The organism is Vibrio sp. YT-17 (assembly GCF_033337375.1).
Classification (GTDB): Bacteria; Pseudomonadota; Gammaproteobacteria; order Enterobacterales; family Vibrionaceae; genus Vibrio; species Vibrio alginolyticus.
Genome location: NZ_JAWOQP010000003.1, coordinates 150837 through 165286, shown reverse-complemented (window position 1 = coordinate 165286; position 14450 = coordinate 150837). Strand labels below are relative to the sequence as shown.

Annotated in this window: 13 protein-coding genes; 7 read left to right on the top strand and 6 right to left on the bottom strand. The window is 42.3% G+C overall.

Features of this window, described 5'->3' with window-relative positions:
• Positions 1-14: 14 nt before the first annotated feature.
• Positions 15-2060: a response regulator gene (locus tag R7F67_RS04540; protein WP_137282685.1), complete on the bottom strand. Its 2046-nt coding sequence runs from the start codon at positions 2058-2060 to the stop codon at positions 15-17.
• Positions 2061-2423: 363 nt separating this feature from the next.
• On the opposite strand from R7F67_RS04540, the gene R7F67_RS04535 reads away from it, so the two are divergent.
• The gene (locus R7F67_RS04535) at positions 2424-3041 is read left to right on the top strand and encodes an HAD family phosphatase (protein WP_318057016.1); all 618 of its coding nucleotides are present in this window, start codon (positions 2424-2426) and stop codon (positions 3039-3041) included.
• An 89-nt stretch (positions 3042-3130) separates the two neighbouring features.
• On the opposite strand, the gene R7F67_RS04530 is transcribed toward R7F67_RS04535, so the two are convergent.
• Positions 3131-3679, bottom strand: coding sequence for a GNAT family N-acetyltransferase (locus tag R7F67_RS04530; protein WP_005376525.1), 549 nt, complete (start codon positions 3677-3679; stop codon positions 3131-3133).
• Between the two features lie 271 nt (positions 3680-3950).
• Here R7F67_RS04530 and R7F67_RS04525 point away from each other — a divergent pair, with 271 nt between their 5' ends.
• Positions 3951-5075, top strand: coding sequence for an acyl-CoA desaturase (locus R7F67_RS04525; RefSeq protein WP_017821552.1), 1125 nt, complete (start codon positions 3951-3953; stop codon positions 5073-5075).
• 359 nt (positions 5076-5434) lie between these two features.
• Positions 5435-6802, top strand: coding sequence for an anaerobic C4-dicarboxylate transporter DcuC (gene dcuC, locus R7F67_RS04520; protein WP_005376528.1), 1368 nt, complete (start codon positions 5435-5437; stop codon positions 6800-6802).
• Positions 6803-6905: 103 nt separating this feature from the next.
• Here the strand turns inward: dcuC and R7F67_RS04515 are convergent, their stop codons facing one another.
• Positions 6906-7262 carry a hypothetical protein gene (locus R7F67_RS04515; RefSeq protein WP_005376535.1) on the bottom strand — a complete coding sequence of 119 codons (357 nt, stop codon included), beginning with the start codon at positions 7260-7262 and terminating at the stop codon, positions 6906-6908.
• A gap of 576 nt (positions 7263-7838) precedes the next feature.
• Here R7F67_RS04515 and R7F67_RS04510 point away from each other — a divergent pair.
• The 4 genes from R7F67_RS04510 to R7F67_RS04495 all read left to right on the top strand — a co-directional run bounded on the left by R7F67_RS04510 (position 7839) and on the right by R7F67_RS04495 (position 11914).
• Positions 7839-9071 carry an OFA family MFS transporter gene (locus tag R7F67_RS04510; protein WP_262659667.1) on the top strand — a complete coding sequence of 411 codons (1233 nt, stop codon included), beginning with the start codon at positions 7839-7841 and terminating at the stop codon, positions 9069-9071.
• A gap of 67 nt (positions 9072-9138) precedes the next feature.
• Positions 9139-10752: a VRR-NUC domain-containing protein gene (locus tag R7F67_RS04505; RefSeq protein ID WP_017635353.1), complete on the top strand. Its 1614-nt coding sequence runs from the start codon at positions 9139-9141 to the stop codon at positions 10750-10752.
• Between the two features lie 163 nt (positions 10753-10915).
• On the top strand, positions 10916-11563 hold the full coding sequence (locus R7F67_RS04500; RefSeq protein WP_017635354.1) for an AcfA family outer membrane beta-barrel protein: 648 nt from the start codon (positions 10916-10918) through the stop codon (positions 11561-11563).
• A 15-nt stretch (positions 11564-11578) separates the two neighbouring features.
• The gene (locus R7F67_RS04495) at positions 11579-11914 is read left to right on the top strand and encodes a YgiW/YdeI family stress tolerance OB fold protein (RefSeq protein WP_017635355.1); all 336 of its coding nucleotides are present in this window, start codon (positions 11579-11581) and stop codon (positions 11912-11914) included.
• 81 nt (positions 11915-11995) lie between these two features.
• On the opposite strand, the gene yegS is transcribed toward R7F67_RS04495, so the two are convergent.
• The 3 genes from yegS to R7F67_RS04480 form a co-directional block, all read right to left on the bottom strand.
• Positions 11996-12898 carry a lipid kinase YegS gene (yegS, locus tag R7F67_RS04490; protein ID WP_017635356.1) on the bottom strand — a complete coding sequence of 301 codons (903 nt, stop codon included), beginning with the start codon at positions 12896-12898 and terminating at the stop codon, positions 11996-11998.
• An 8-nt stretch (positions 12899-12906) separates the two neighbouring features.
• A complete protein-coding gene (locus R7F67_RS04485) occupies positions 12907-13812 on the bottom strand; it encodes a LysR family transcriptional regulator (RefSeq protein ID WP_005376541.1) in 906 nt (301 codons plus the stop codon).
• A gap of 172 nt (positions 13813-13984) precedes the next feature.
• Positions 13985-14410 carry a bifunctional diaminohydroxyphosphoribosylaminopyrimidine deaminase/5-amino-6-(5-phosphoribosylamino)uracil reductase RibD gene (locus R7F67_RS04480; protein ID WP_005376542.1) on the bottom strand — a complete coding sequence of 142 codons (426 nt, stop codon included), beginning with the start codon at positions 14408-14410 and terminating at the stop codon, positions 13985-13987.
• Positions 14411-14450: the final 40 nt, after the last annotated feature.

Sequence of the window (14450 nt, the reverse complement as noted above, 5' to 3'; positions counted from 1 at the left end):
CAAGTCGCGAATGATTAGATCCAGTTTGCGATTTTATCGAACAAACGATTTTTATCCGCCGGTTTTACGATGAAGTCAGACATACCCGAAGACCCAATTTTGTCCAACGTGACAGGTGAACTATCCCCTGTATGCGCAATAATAGGTACCGACGCATAGTTTTTATCCGAGCTTCGAATTCGCCTAGACGCTTCTACACCATCCATAATTGGCATTTCGATATCCATCAGAATGAGATCAACATCTTCTTGCTCTAGTGTATCCAGAGCCTGCTGCCCGTCTTCTTTCTGAATCACTTCAAAGCCTTGCTTTTCAAGTAACATTGCCGTGAATTTACGCAAAGACTCATTATCATCCACGACCATAATTGTGCGCTTATTTGAATTATCTAACGTCACCGAGGCCGTTGGTGTCGATACATAGCTTGAATCATATAAGAGACGCTCAATAGTTGGTTTAGTATTCAATAACCAGGCTTGCGTTTCGATCCAAATAGGTTCATATGCAGCCTTACGTGCTCTCTGAGTCGGATGATGCTCAAAAAGATAAACTATGCGTGCTTCAGTGAAAGACAAGAGAGATTCTAATCTATCCAATTGGTTTGCTCTTGGATCTAAGCTCTCAAGATCGATAAAAATCAGATCGAATTCGAACTCGTACTCTTTCTTTTTGAGTACTTGGTTGGCATCTAAAATCGTCGAGTCAAAGCCCATAAAACGGCTAATATCTGTTACTTTAGACACCAAGATATCTTGGCTAGTCACCGTTAGAATGGTTTTGAGTTTAGTCAGATCGTTTTTGATTTCAGTAACGGTATCAGATGTCGTTAGTGGGAAAGTTAACGTAAATTGAGACCACTCCCCTAACTGAGATTGACACTCAATGTTCCCCCCAAATGAACGCATGACTTTTTTACAAAACGGTAGGCCCAAACCATAACTTCCTGATTTGCCGGTGGTGTAAAAGTCTTGAAAGATATTGCGTAGAACATCAGGAGCAATACCAGCACCATTATCGGTTACAACAATTTGATTAAAGCGTTCTGAACTTATCATGGATACATGTATGTGAAAATCTTCAGATTTACGGTGATGGAAGGCATTCTTGAAAAGATTATACATAACGTATTTAAGCAGCGTATCACTACCTAGAAACTCAAACTCACTTCTCGCATCCAACGATATGGCAAATCGATCAGTGGCACGTTTATAACTGAAGCTTTCAATTGCCTGTTCAACGACCGAGTGAGCTGAATATTTTTTGAAGCTAGAACGAGAAACTCGATTTTCATCAATCGAAGTCAGCAATAAATCGATGGTTTCATTACCCGATTGGATAATGTTCATTGCATCCTGACTCACTTCACGTAATAAGGTGACATCTTCTACACTCATGACGTACTGCTCTTTTCCTGCCTCTTTCATGTTGGGCAAGATCGACTGGATAACATCTATTGAAGTGCAAAGCCCACTCAACGGGTTACGCATTTCATGTGCAATCCCTGCCCCGAATGATTTTGCCAGCGAGACTTTTGCTTCATGTTCAACTTGGTTACGAAAATAGAACAAATTACCGAAGACATAAATAAACAGAAAGATTGGCACATGAGTCCAATCCATGGTCAGGTCCAGATGGAACCCTTTTGCAACCCAAGCGAAGAATGTGGCCAAGCCTATCCCAGCAAAGGTTTGAGCAAACATGACCCTAGTAACATGAACCAGTAAAATGTGTAAGAAAATTGCAGACATAAACGACATAACCCATACATTGGACCAGTCATTCATCAGTAACATATAAAAAAAGAAAAACGGTAAACACAGCGTTATCGTCACTTGGTAATAAATAGGAACATAATCTCTCCAAGTCGATGATAAGCGGTTTCTAAAAATGATTCCGAAAAACAATAACGAACAAAACAATCTAAGGGGTAAATTTTCATAAGCCTGTGGAAAGGCAAACTCCCAGACAAAGTAGTACAGCGGAAAGCCAAGAAACCCCATCCAGCCAACGAGAGTTAGGTTTGGTTCTGCATATTGATAAACCTTACGTATCGAGTCCATATAATCTGTTTTGCTTACTCCGCCTGACGCACAATAGTGTGATTTTGATTCACTTTTATCGTTTTATTATTAACTAATTATATATTAATCATCATTTATAAGCAGCGCGAAATGACGTAAACAGCTCGCAATACTTATCTTTAGTTTCAATCTTTTAAGACAGCTACACTTGATTTACAACCAAATAAACAAAGTTGCATATAGTTTAGTGCAATTTTGCGATAATCGCTCTGTATCCAATTGGATGTTAATCTCATTTTGTGTAAGAAACTTAAGTCGCGCCTTTGGCACGACTTTCCAACGATTCAAAAACAGCACTCACCGCATATAGCGTGGTGAAGAACAATTGGCTTGGGGTGTGTTATGAATTCTGTCCAGATAAAAAATGTCATTTTTGATGTAGGTAATGTGTTGGTACGCTGGTCTCCAGTAGAAATCGTTCGCTTAACATTTGGTGGTTCCGTAGAATCAGAGAAAATGGCTCAGATGCTATTTTCATCACAAATCTGGAAAGATTTAAATAAAGGGACGCTCTCCGAAAGGGAAGCAAAACAGCGTTATCAACGTGAACACCAAGTAACGACGGAAGAAATGGACCGCTTCTTTTATTATGTAAAACACACTCAAATATTACTTTACGGCAGTATAGAGCTGTTAAAACGAGTAAAAAGAGCCGGATATGGCGTATATGCGCTCACAGACAACATCAACGAAATTGTGGAACATCTTCGTACTACCTATGAGTTTTGGCCACTGTTTGATGGAGCAATCATCTCTTCTGAAGTTCAATTACTAAAACCACAAGCGGAGATCTACCAAACTCTACTTTCAAAGTATCAGCTTAACCCCGAAGAGACAGTATTTCTTGATGACATGCCTTACAATGTTGAAGGTGCCCGAGCAGTTGGCATGGCTGCTATTCAGTTTGAAAATGCTCAGCAATGTGAGCTCGAACTAAAAGCCATGGGGGTTAACTTCTAGAAAGCTTTCAATAAAACATAACGTTAGGGTGCATAAACAAAAAAGAGCAGTGTTGAGACTGCTCTTATCTAATGTTTTAGAACGCTAGGTTAGGAGTAAATCACGTTTTCCTCAATCCCACTAACTAATGACTGGGCGTTCTTCCAACGGAATACTTTTTCTAACACCTCTTTGCCATCAGGTGCGCGCCAAGTTCGCTCTTGATCCTCTTGACCACCAATGTGGCGATAGAATTCAATCGCAGAAATGTTTTGCGACACAACTTCTAAATAAAGACCTGTGTCTTTAAAGTACTGCTGTTGCCATTCTGCGACAGCAAGTAATAGCTGCTTACCAATCCCACGACCACGGTAACTGTCATCAACATGCAATGCGTCAATAAAGGTTCCACGCTCGAAATCATGGTTGCCGAACACACAAACAAAGCCAAGTAGCAAACCTCCCTCCTCCGCCAAGACAATGTGCTGATTGAATGGTGGGTTGGTCAAACGGGTTTGCCAAATCAGTAGTTTGTCGTCAATCGCTTCTTTCTCAAGATAGTTATCACTAAGAATGCCACGGTAATGACGCTTCCAGCTATCCGCATGAAGATGCGCAATGCGCTCGTAGTCCTTATATTCCGCTAATCGTAAATCCATTACGTATTCCTATTTTCTTACATTTTTGCTTCTTTATAGAGTCTCGGTATATTCCACCTTTATAACACTTGTTTCTTGGCAGATTTTATACACCTTAAGCCAGAGCTCATTTTTTAATACTACTCATTATTCAATTAAAAGCAAAATATCCCATCAAGTTCCTTAATCTACACCCAAAGGAATAGTCACATTTGTCTAACTTTAATTTGACTTACATGTGTACGCTGATATTCTGGCGAACAGTTGTTAGCTCAAAGTTAGGGATACACCTGTGACTCAAAACAAACCACCTGTTATCTGGTTGAATACATTAATATTTTCTGCCAGTTTTGTTCTAACTTTTATTGTAATGCCTTGGTATGCATATCATTTTGGACTGGGTTGGGAACATCTAATTTGGGGAGTGATTGCATTTAGTTTTACTAACCTTTCTATTACAGCAGGCTATCATCGTCTCTGGAGCCACAAAACATACGAAGCTCATCCTATTTTGCGCGCCATTTTTGCGATTGGAGGAGCATTTTCTTTGCAAAATAGTGCATTACATTGGTCTTCTGATCATCGTGTGCATCACAAACATGTCGACAATAACGATAAAGATCCGTACTCAGCCAAGCGGGGTTTTTGGTATTCTCACATTGGGTGGATGTTACGTGATTACAATAAATCAAAGGAAAACGAATATACAAACTGCCGTGATCTAAAGCGCGACAAAATCGTCATGTGGCAGCATAAGTATTATGTTCCACTTGCCCTACTGACTAATATTGGTTTCCCAGTCATGCTCGGACTGATCTACGGTGATATCTGGGGGATGTTATTGGTCGTTGGTGCGGCTCGACTCTTTATGAGTCACCATACGACTTTTTTCATTAACTCCCTCGCACATATTTGGGGTAAGCAAACTTTCACAGACAAAAACACTGCTCGCGATAATGGTGTACTCGCCTTTTTCACATTTGGAGAGGGTTACCATAATTTCCATCATATTTTCGAGAATGACTATCGCAATGGCGTGTATTGGTGGCATTACGACCCAACGAAGTGGTTGATAAAGTCATGTTCTTGGCTAGGACTCACATCTAAGTTGCGCACAACGCCTACATTTAGAATTGAAAAAGCCCGTGCGAGTCAACTTTTGAAGAAAGCAAGAGAAAAGCTAGAATCGAAACCGAACACGCAAACAATCCTCGATCAGCTACAGCACGAGTTTGATACTTTAGTTCATCACATGCAGGAATACTACGAGATGCGCAAAGAAGTACTCGGTGCCAAAACTGCCAGTGTGGTAAAAAAATACGAATGTTCTGTAACGAAAATGAAGTACCAGCAAATTAAAGCAGAGTTCGAACGGCAGCAGCGTAGTTGGAACCTTATGGTTCGTCGATACGCATAGTTTATCCTCATTCTTACGATTACTTAGCTTCGCTTCGGCGAAGCTTTTTTGTTGTGAAGAGTGTTTTCCAATAATTGCTTACTGAGTAAAGTCTTTTTCCTATTGTGAATCAATTCACTCTTTATTCATTCACTTTCCTAGTCATATTTTCCTTCCTATAAATAGCTTCAAACCAGCACATAACACTTAGAAAACCAAATTCCAACAATACAATCTAACGAAATTATTTATTAAATTATTATTTGTCTCAGATCATGCAAGCCCCATATTTGTCTCGTGCCACAGCTAAGAATTCTGTAAATTCCTTGTCATAAACTGAAACAGTTTCTTTCTTTTTCACATAACATTCGGAGATCCCTATGTTAGAGCTCTTAATTGGCTTAGTGGTTACCATTGCGGTGGGTTACTTTATTGTCAAAGGCTATAAAGCTGCGGGCGTGTTACTGACCGCTGGTATTGCTTTACTTCTTATGACTGGCGTTTTGGGGCACGACGTGCTGCCGTCAAAAATCACCTCAACTGGTAACATGGTGACAGATGCGCTTGAATACGTGAAATACATGCTTCAATACCGCGGTGGCGGTCTTGGTATGCAAATCATGCTGCTTTGTGGTTTTGCGTCATACATGACTCATATCGGCGCGAACAACGTGGTAGTGAAACAGTTCTCTAAACCGCTTTCTGTCATCAAGTCTCCTTACGTCCTTTTGGTAGCGGCTTACATTGTGGCGTGTTTAATGTCTCTTGCGGTAAGTTCTGCAACAGGCCTTGGCGTACTATTAATGGCGACATTATTCCCAATGATGGTCGCGATGGGCATTTCTCGTCCAGCAGCCGTTGCAGTGTGTGCCTCTCCAGCGGCAATCATCCTTTCTCCTACTTCTGGTGATGTTGTTATCGCAGCAGAAAAGTCTGGTTTAGAGCTTGATGTGTTTGCGGTACAAACTGTGTTGCCTGTTTCTATTTGCGCAATCATCGTCATGGCAGCGGCAGCGTTCTTCTGGAACAAATACTTAGATAAGAAAGAAAATACACCAATGGAAAAAATTGATGTATCAGAGATCAAAGCTGACGCACCAGCGTTTTATGCAGCTCTTCCTTTTCTACCTATCATCGGCGTTTTCCTATTCAACGGTCGTACCATTCCAGGACTTAGTCTAGACATCTACACTATTGTGGTTGGTTCGATTTTCCTTGGAGCTCTGATCCATTATGTTGTAAATAAGTTCGATGGTAAGAAATCACTAGAAGATTTAGATTCTTGTTACGCAGGCATGGCTGACGCGTTCAAAGGCGTTGTGATGCTTTTGGTTGCCGCTGGGGTTTTTGCACAAGGTCTGATGTCTATCGGAGCTATCGATAACCTACTTCATCTAGCAGATAATGCTGGTGCAGGCGGCGTTGCTTTAATGCTTATTCTAACTGCATTGACAGTTGCAGCAGCAATTGCAACGGGTTCGGGTAACGCGCCTTTCTATGCGTTCGTGGAGTTAGCACCATCTTTGGCTGCGAAAATGGGATTAAACCCTGCTTTCCTAATTATCCCGATGCTTCAAGCATCAAACCTAGGCCGTACTATCTCACCAGTATCTGGCGTAATCGTTGCGACATCAGGTATGGCAAACATCAGCCCGTTTGAGGTTGTAAAACGCACATCCGTTCCAGTTCTAGCAGGCCTTATCACGGTGATTATTGGTACTATGGTGCTTGTTCCAATGAGTGCCTAACGGTATTGCCACGATCAAACTAAAAGCAATATCCGAACAAAATTACGTTTAATTAAAAACGCCAGCAAATGTGCTGGCGTTTTTTTTATTCTAATGTGTTGATTTACGCTGACTTAAATCGGTCAGGAATCTTAGTGATGCTCTCTCTGTAGCTAAACCATAAGTAGGTAACGGCAAGCGAAAAGAATAAATATGAAAGTGCGAATACGATTGGAGACGTGATTAATTCCGCGGACATTCCCCACATCACACCGACTACGGTTATCGTCAACTTAGAAAGCATACCGCAAATGAGTAGGAATAAAGCAAGCTGTGGAAAGCGCGAGCTGCGAAATGCGAAGAAATAACAGCTACCTACCGCTAAAGAAGCAATAGATAAGCCCAACATAAATGAATGGATGTGGTCTGCTGATGCGATACCAGCGGATACCGAAGCCATGAGTAATAGGAACAGTTTCATAAGTCACCTCACAACAAATCTAAAAAGCATCCCTTCATAAATGAAAACTCATTTTTCACTATATTCTGCGCCTAAAATCAGCAATTACAAGTTACTTTTTTGCTCACTTAATGAACATAAAAGCTAATCAGCTTCAATTATTACAAAAGGTTAACAATTAAAAATTAAGAAACCCTTTGCATCTGATACTTACGACAGTTAGATGATAAATTCGCCATTTTTGTTACAAATGGTTAACATGGAAACATTTTGAAATTTTTTATTTGAAATGTGAACTGTGCACTCAACAGCGTAAAACCTCTCTGTCTTGACTCATCATTCGTTATTAGCGAACAAAAAATATCACTTTTTTACAACGTTCTTGCTACATACAAAACCATGAATTCACATCCACTTTTAATGTTGCAAATTATTTTATCAGTAACCGTAAAAAGAGATTCCAATCACATATTTATTGGTTATAATCCGCGCTCATTGCGTTAAACGTTGAAAAACGCAAACTAATTTTGAGAAAAAACATCTTTAAACCAACCTTCTTTGCGGCATTGCCAATAAGAGGAAAAACTGAGAATAAAAATGAGCAAGATTGATAAAGCTATGCGCATCCTGTTAGCAGGGTTCTGTATCAACCTTTGTCTTGGCATCCTGTATGCTTGGAGTGTATTCAACAAGGCACTGGTAACTGAATCAGGCTGGAGTGCTGCAGAAGCTTCTGCACCTTACGCAACTGCAACCATCACTTTCTCTATCTGTCTTCTTATTGCAGGTGTTCTTCAAGACCGCATGGGCCCTCGAATGATCCTTATCCTAGGTACTGTTCTTACAGGTCTGGGCATGATCGCGTCTGGCTTTGTTGACACTCCACTCATGCTGAACATTACCTTCGGTGTGATCACAGGTGCAGGTATCGGTTTTGGTTACGCATGCCTATCACCTTCTGCGATGAAGTGGTTCCACGCTTCGAAGAAAGGTATGGTTAACGGCATTATTGCGGCAGGTTTTGGTCTAGCGGCTATTTACCTTGCGCCAGTAACTTCTGCGCTAATAGACAGCATGGGCATTCAAACTAGCTTTATGGTTCTTGGTGTTGGTATCCTAGCGATTGCGGTTCCTCTTGCAGCAACCATCAACAACCCACCAGCAGACTACACACCTGCGGAGCCTAAAGTAAAAGAAGGCCAAGCACCTAAAGCGGTGAAAAAGTCAGATGACTTAACTTGGAAAGCAATGTTGAAAACGCCACAGTTCTACTCTCTATGGATCATGTACGCGTTTGCAGCTTCTGTTGGTCTAATGATCATTGGTAACATCACGACAATCGCAAGCGTTCAAGCAAACTTGCCAAACGCGGTTTACCTAGCGTCTATTCTTGCTGTATTTAACTCTGGCGGTCGTGTTGCCGCGGGTATGCTTGCAGATAAAATCGGCGGTGTTCGTACGCTTCTACTCGCGTTCGTTCTACAAGGCGTAAACATGGTGCTGTTCGCGACGTTCGACTCTGAGTTTACACTGATCATCGGTACAGCAATCGCAGCGGTAGGTTACGGCACACTTCTAGCGGTATTCCCTACTCTAACGGCTGAGTTCTACGGTCTGAAAAACTACGGCACTAACTACGGCGTGCTTTACACAGCATGGGGTATCGGTGGTGCAATCGGCGCAGCGGTTGTTGGTTTCTCGATGACAAATGGCGACGGCTACACCTTGGCTTACACAATTTCTTCAGCAATGATGGCAGTATGTATCGTACTAGCGTTCATCACTAAGCCATTGTCTGAAGCGAAAGTAGCACAGCTAAAAAACGCATAATTGCGAATTGATTTGATAGCGAAAAGGCTTAACCTATGGGTTAAGCCTTTTTTGTTATCGGTCGTTTATGGAAAGCCCTATCGAACTTGCACCAGACTACTATCTAGAGAACTTCTTCAAGCTGACTCATCACGCAATAACTTGGTACAGCGATTTACTGACCAAGGAAGAACACGCATGGCTTTGCTCGTTTGATTCTTTGAGCAAACACGCCCAGTGCCTTTTGGTGCGTTTATACAGCCGAAAGGGATGTTGGTTTCGAAGTGATAAGCTGAGTTATCAAGAAATACCTTCTATCAATGAAGCACTGGCAGAATTGAGTCAGCATGAGTTTGTAGCCCTTTCCCCACCCCTTTCTCATCAAGAGTTAGCGGCTAATTTACTGACCAAACCAGAAATCTCCGCGCTTTATCCCGAACTGCCGAAATCACTCAAGAAAGACGCCCTTGTCGAACATTTGAGTAATACGGAATTTGATCGTATAGAGCGGCTTGAGTTTACGATCGTCAAACTCAATTCTGCTCATATGATCGACGTGTTACTCACTCTGTTTTTTGCCAACACCCATCAAGACTTAAGTCAGTTTGTGCTTGATGACTTAGGTTTGCATCAGTTCGAGCAATATCAATTGAGTAAAGTGCGCCGTTTCTTTGATTCACGTGAGCAAATAGACCGCTTAATTGAACTGAGCCAGTTGGCCAACCTGTACTGGCAATTTGACCGAAAAGACAAAGCCAATCTCGACTTATTAATTGAGGCAATGCCTCAGCCCGTTAAACACCGTTACGTAGATCGTAAACGCGAGCACATGTTGAATGACATAGCACGTGATTACGAACGGCTTAATGATCTAGAGACCGCCCTATCTCTATTTGGCCAAACTCAACTCACACCGAGCCGAGAACGACGCGCACGTATCTATGACAAATTAAACCATGATGATTTATTTGGTGACATTGTCACAGATATGCTTAACTCACCGATCGATGTGTCTGAGCTCGAAGTTGCACAAAAACTTGAGCAACGGTTAAAACGAAAACAAGGCGAGAAAGTGCCAAGAGTGACGAAGCCAACCTGTACGGAATACCGCCTTGAACTGGATTTATCTCAACAGAGAGTCGAACTCGCCAGCAAAGCGTATTTTGAGTCCTTAGGCTGGACTGTATTTTACGCCGAAAATGCACTGCTTAATGCATTACTTGGTCTCACTTTTTGGGATGCGATTTTCGCTCCCATCGAAGGCGCATTCATCAATGCCTATCAACACCGTCCTTTAGATTTGTACCATTCTGATTTTGTTACCAAACGCCAAGCTTTGATAGATGCGACGTTTGATGAGTTGGAAACGGGCAATACTCATACGTTGTTAACTAGGTACGATGAGAAGTTTGGTATCAGCAATCCATTTGTGCATTGGAGCTTAATAAGTAAAGAGCTACTCGAAACGGCACTCGATACAATCCCAACTAGCATGTTGGTGGCGCTATTTAAAATACAATTGAGTGACCTAAAGCTTTACCGCAATGGGATGCCTGATCTGATTGCTTTCAAAGGAAACGAGTTCGAATGGATTGAAGTAAAAGGCCCAGGAGATAAACTCCAAGACAACCAATGGCGTTGGATTAAAGAGTTTACTCGCCTTAATGTGCCATTTGCGGTGTGTTACGTCGCCGCAAGTTAACTCTCTTTATATAAAGAGCTTGGCGCATATTCATTAAAACAATTTCTTTTTTACCGCACCTTGCTCTTTTTCTGAAATATTTTTGTTTCTTCACGATCACTTCACGCTTCATCACACACAATGCGCTTCTACTCATTAAGTTGATTTGAAGAGGCAAAATAAAATGAACAAAACCATTCTTGCGTTACTCGTTACCTGCTCAGTTTCGGTATCTGCGGCTCCTTATGTAGGTCTGGAATATGGACTAGGCACCACTGACCATGACTTGGAACCTCACTTTTCATCTGAAAATGTAACGCTTAATCCAGAACTTGAGGGTGGTATCTTCTCAGGTTTTATCGGTTACTCGTTTAATGACAATTGGGCAATTGAGCTAGGTTACAGCCAGTTTGACCTTGATGACGGCCGTTCTAAGAACCTTGGTATCAAGACAATTGATGGCAAAGATTACCATCATGAAATGGATTGGGATGCCTCTATCACAGCCAAACAAGTCTCGCTAGCACCAGTGTTTAGCTATGCATTAAGTGATAAATGGACAACAAAATTCAAAGCGGGTTTAACTTACACACAATACGACGCCAAGGTTGCTCAACATCAAGAATATGAGCTTGTCGCGAATGACGATGTGGAAATAAGCAACACGCTTTTCCATAGCTCGGAGAAAAGCAACGAGTTAGGCGCAATGTTCTCTGTGGGCGCGGAATACCAAGTGTTGCCAAAGCTCACCATTGGCGCAAACGCTAAATACCAACTAGACAGCTACGCAAACACTGCATCCTTTAACGTAGGCACAACTTATTACTTCTAATATAAGGAGATGATAATGAAAAGAGTATTGTTAACATCCATGCTTGCCCTACTTTCAAGCTCGGCTTTCGCCGCGTTTAATGGTCCAGAAGTCAGTGCAATCAATACGGTGAAAGAGGCGCGCAACGCAACCGACGACAGCGCTGTAGTGCTAACCGGGCATATTGTTCAATCATTTGGTAACGAGACTTACTTGTTCAAAGACAACACTGGTGAGATCGAAGTAGAGATCGACAACGAAGATTGGATGGGTCAAGAAGTGACACCAAAAGATACCGTAATGATTCGAGGAGAGGTTGACTCAGATTGGACAACTACGCAGATAGACGTTGAGACCATTCAAAAACGTTAAGAGGTTGACTGATACCTCAACACAAGCAACACAGCCACATTTTAGTGGCTGTGTTAAGCAATAATCATGGAAAACGCTCGTTTAGCTAGTCAAGCAAGGGCAATCTTGCGGTACGACTAATCGTATACTCTTAGGCTGAACATCAAATCTAATGGTTCTCGAATGATAAGGTTCTCCATCTAAATTAAGAGGCAATGGATTCGGGAAGTCTATCTCCAACCAGCTTGCTCTTGTGTACTTCACAAACTCTCCTTTCTCACTCGGGTTATTGATCTCGTCGATTACTTTAGGCAGCTCATGAGGTAAAAATGGGCGCACCAATGTTAGATCCATCAGCCCATCATTAATCATCGCTTTTGGAGCTAACTCTTGCCCACCTCCAGCAAGGCGCCCATTACAAAACGCACCGAGCAACATTTCTCCCTGATACGCACCACCTTCAATCGTTATTGTTCCGTCATATGGTTTAAAGCCAAGTGCTTTTACAACACCAGTTAGCGTGTAAGCTCCGCCGCCAAGAAAGTTTTTGAGTTCAACAGGCGTTTCTGCTGTAACTTCTGCGCCAAACCCTGCTGTTGCCACGTTAATAAAGCAGCGATCGTTCGCTTTGACGCAATCGACCAAAGCGGACTGCCCCTCAACAGCAAGAGATAAAGACGCCTTAATGGAATTAGGTACTTGAATAGCGGTAGCAAAGTCATTGGCGGTACCAAGTGGAATAATTGCTAACTCAGGACGTTTTTCTTTGTCAATTTGAATAATCGCAGAAGCCGCCTCATTGACGGTCCCATCGCCACCAGCGACAACAATACGTTCAATGCCTTCATCAACCGCTTCTTTTACTAGCCGCGGCATGTCTTGAGATTCCCACGTCACACGCACCTGTACGTCGATGCCTTTGTCTCTCATTTTCATGATTGCATCTCTTAACTCTGGATTCCCAGCTTTTTTTCCGTTAAGGATGGCACGTATTGTCTTTTTCATTGCACTTCCTATTGGTTGATGACTTTTCCTGCTTGCTTAATCTGTGAACGCAACCACTGATGGGCGCTGTCGTTTGTGCGACTAGGATGCCAGATTGTGCAAAGCTCATACATTTGTTCATCAAATGGCATTGATAAAGATTTAACATGATAGGTGTTATTGAACAAGTTGATCATCGACTCTGGCATTAAACCAATGTATTCACTACCACAAATAATTGGGAGCATTTCTAGTACGCCTGAGGCTCGATACTTAATCTTTCTCTTATCCAAGTCGACAATGTCATCGGCGTTTAACAAGCTCTTACGACTCTGCCACTGCGAAACCACTACGTGTTCTTCTTCAAAAAATTGTTCAGCCGTAATCTCGTCATTCAGGCGTGGATGCGCTTCGCTACATACCACCACCAAACGCTCCGTAAGTACAGTTTCCAGTTTTAACACCGTTCTTGCTCTTGGTGTGATATCAATGATCAAATCGTATCGTTGTAACCGCAGATCACTTTCAAAATCTTCCGTAAAAAGCGGATGTACTTCTAATGCAACATTTGGCGCCGACACACGGATTTGTTTCATGACTTGAGGTAGCAACTCAAAGCTTGCAACGGACACACAGGCAATAGAAAACACTCTATTCGACACTTTAGGGTCAAACTCACTAGAGGCCGATAATGTCGAAGTGAAATTTTGTACTGAAGCTAGAAGAGCAGGATAAATATCCATCGCAAACGAGGTAGGCTCGACACCTTTAACGCAACGATGAAACAATGGATCATCGTAGATATCACGTAGCCTTGCTAGCGCTTTACTCACCGCAGGCTGGGTGATGTTTAAACGCGCCGCCGCCCGAGACAAGTTACGCTCTTCATAGATGGCAGTGAAAATGGGAATAAGATTAAGGTCGGTCGGTTTCATGCTATTAAATTTTTCAAAAGTCACTTTCTCTATTTTAATCTAACAGCATGATCCTTCACGTAGCCAAGTGCAATAAATGGGCGGTATCGCTTGTTTTAATGAGTTTTAACTCAATTTTGACGCACTTCATTCACCACATAAACTGGCACCATAGTGCAACGTAAAGCTTGACTTAGGCTTTGCCTAGGTAAGGGGTAAGAAACTCGCTGACTTCCTCGCCGCACAAACCCGTTTCTACCTCTATACCTGCTTGTTTTAGAATCTCGATACCTCGACCACTGTTGCGCGGGTCGGGGTCCAATATGGCTACGACGACTTTGCTTATGCCGGATTTGACTAATGTCACCGCGCAAGCTGGCGTGCGACCAACAAACGAACACGGTTCCAGCGTAACGTATGCCGTCACCGATTCTAACGAGCCTTGATACGCATTCAGCGCTTCCACTTCCGCGTGATTGCCACCAATCGCTTGAGTATGACCTTCAGAAACGATTTGATTGTCTTTCACTAACACGCAGCCAACCGGCGGGTTGGGTTGACATTCAGGAAGCGCATTTTTGGACACTTCCAATGCGCGGCGCATAAACTCTTGGCTCATTTGAACTCTATTCTCTAATAAAAACGAGGCGCTATATTAG

Coding starts and splice junctions, on each gene's coding strand:
- R7F67_RS04485 (WP_005376541.1), bottom strand. CDS start 13,812: ATGAAACCGACCGACCTTAATCTTATTCCCATTTTCACTGCCATCTAT.
- R7F67_RS04530 (WP_005376525.1), bottom strand. CDS start 3,679: ATGGATTTACGATTAGCGGAATATAAGGACTACGAGCGCATTGCGCAT.
- R7F67_RS04535 (WP_318057016.1), top strand. CDS start 2,424: ATGAATTCTGTCCAGATAAAAAATGTCATTTTTGATGTAGGTAATGTG.
- R7F67_RS04480 (WP_005376542.1), bottom strand. CDS start 14,410: ATGAGCCAAGAGTTTATGCGCCGCGCATTGGAAGTGTCCAAAAATGCG.
- dcuC (WP_005376528.1), top strand. CDS start 5,435: ATGTTAGAGCTCTTAATTGGCTTAGTGGTTACCATTGCGGTGGGTTAC.
- R7F67_RS04510 (WP_262659667.1), top strand. CDS start 7,839: ATGAGCAAGATTGATAAAGCTATGCGCATCCTGTTAGCAGGGTTCTGT.
- R7F67_RS04540 (WP_137282685.1), bottom strand. CDS start 2,060: ATGGACTCGATACGTAAGGTTTATCAATATGCAGAACCAAACCTAACT.
- R7F67_RS04515 (WP_005376535.1), bottom strand. CDS start 7,262: ATGAAACTGTTCCTATTACTCATGGCTTCGGTATCCGCTGGTATCGCA.
- R7F67_RS04495 (WP_017635355.1), top strand. CDS start 11,579: ATGAAAAGAGTATTGTTAACATCCATGCTTGCCCTACTTTCAAGCTCG.
- yegS (WP_017635356.1), bottom strand. CDS start 12,898: ATGAAAAAGACAATACGTGCCATCCTTAACGGAAAAAAAGCTGGGAAT.
- R7F67_RS04500 (WP_017635354.1), top strand. CDS start 10,916: ATGAACAAAACCATTCTTGCGTTACTCGTTACCTGCTCAGTTTCGGTA.
- R7F67_RS04505 (WP_017635353.1), top strand. CDS start 9,139: ATGGAAAGCCCTATCGAACTTGCACCAGACTACTATCTAGAGAACTTC.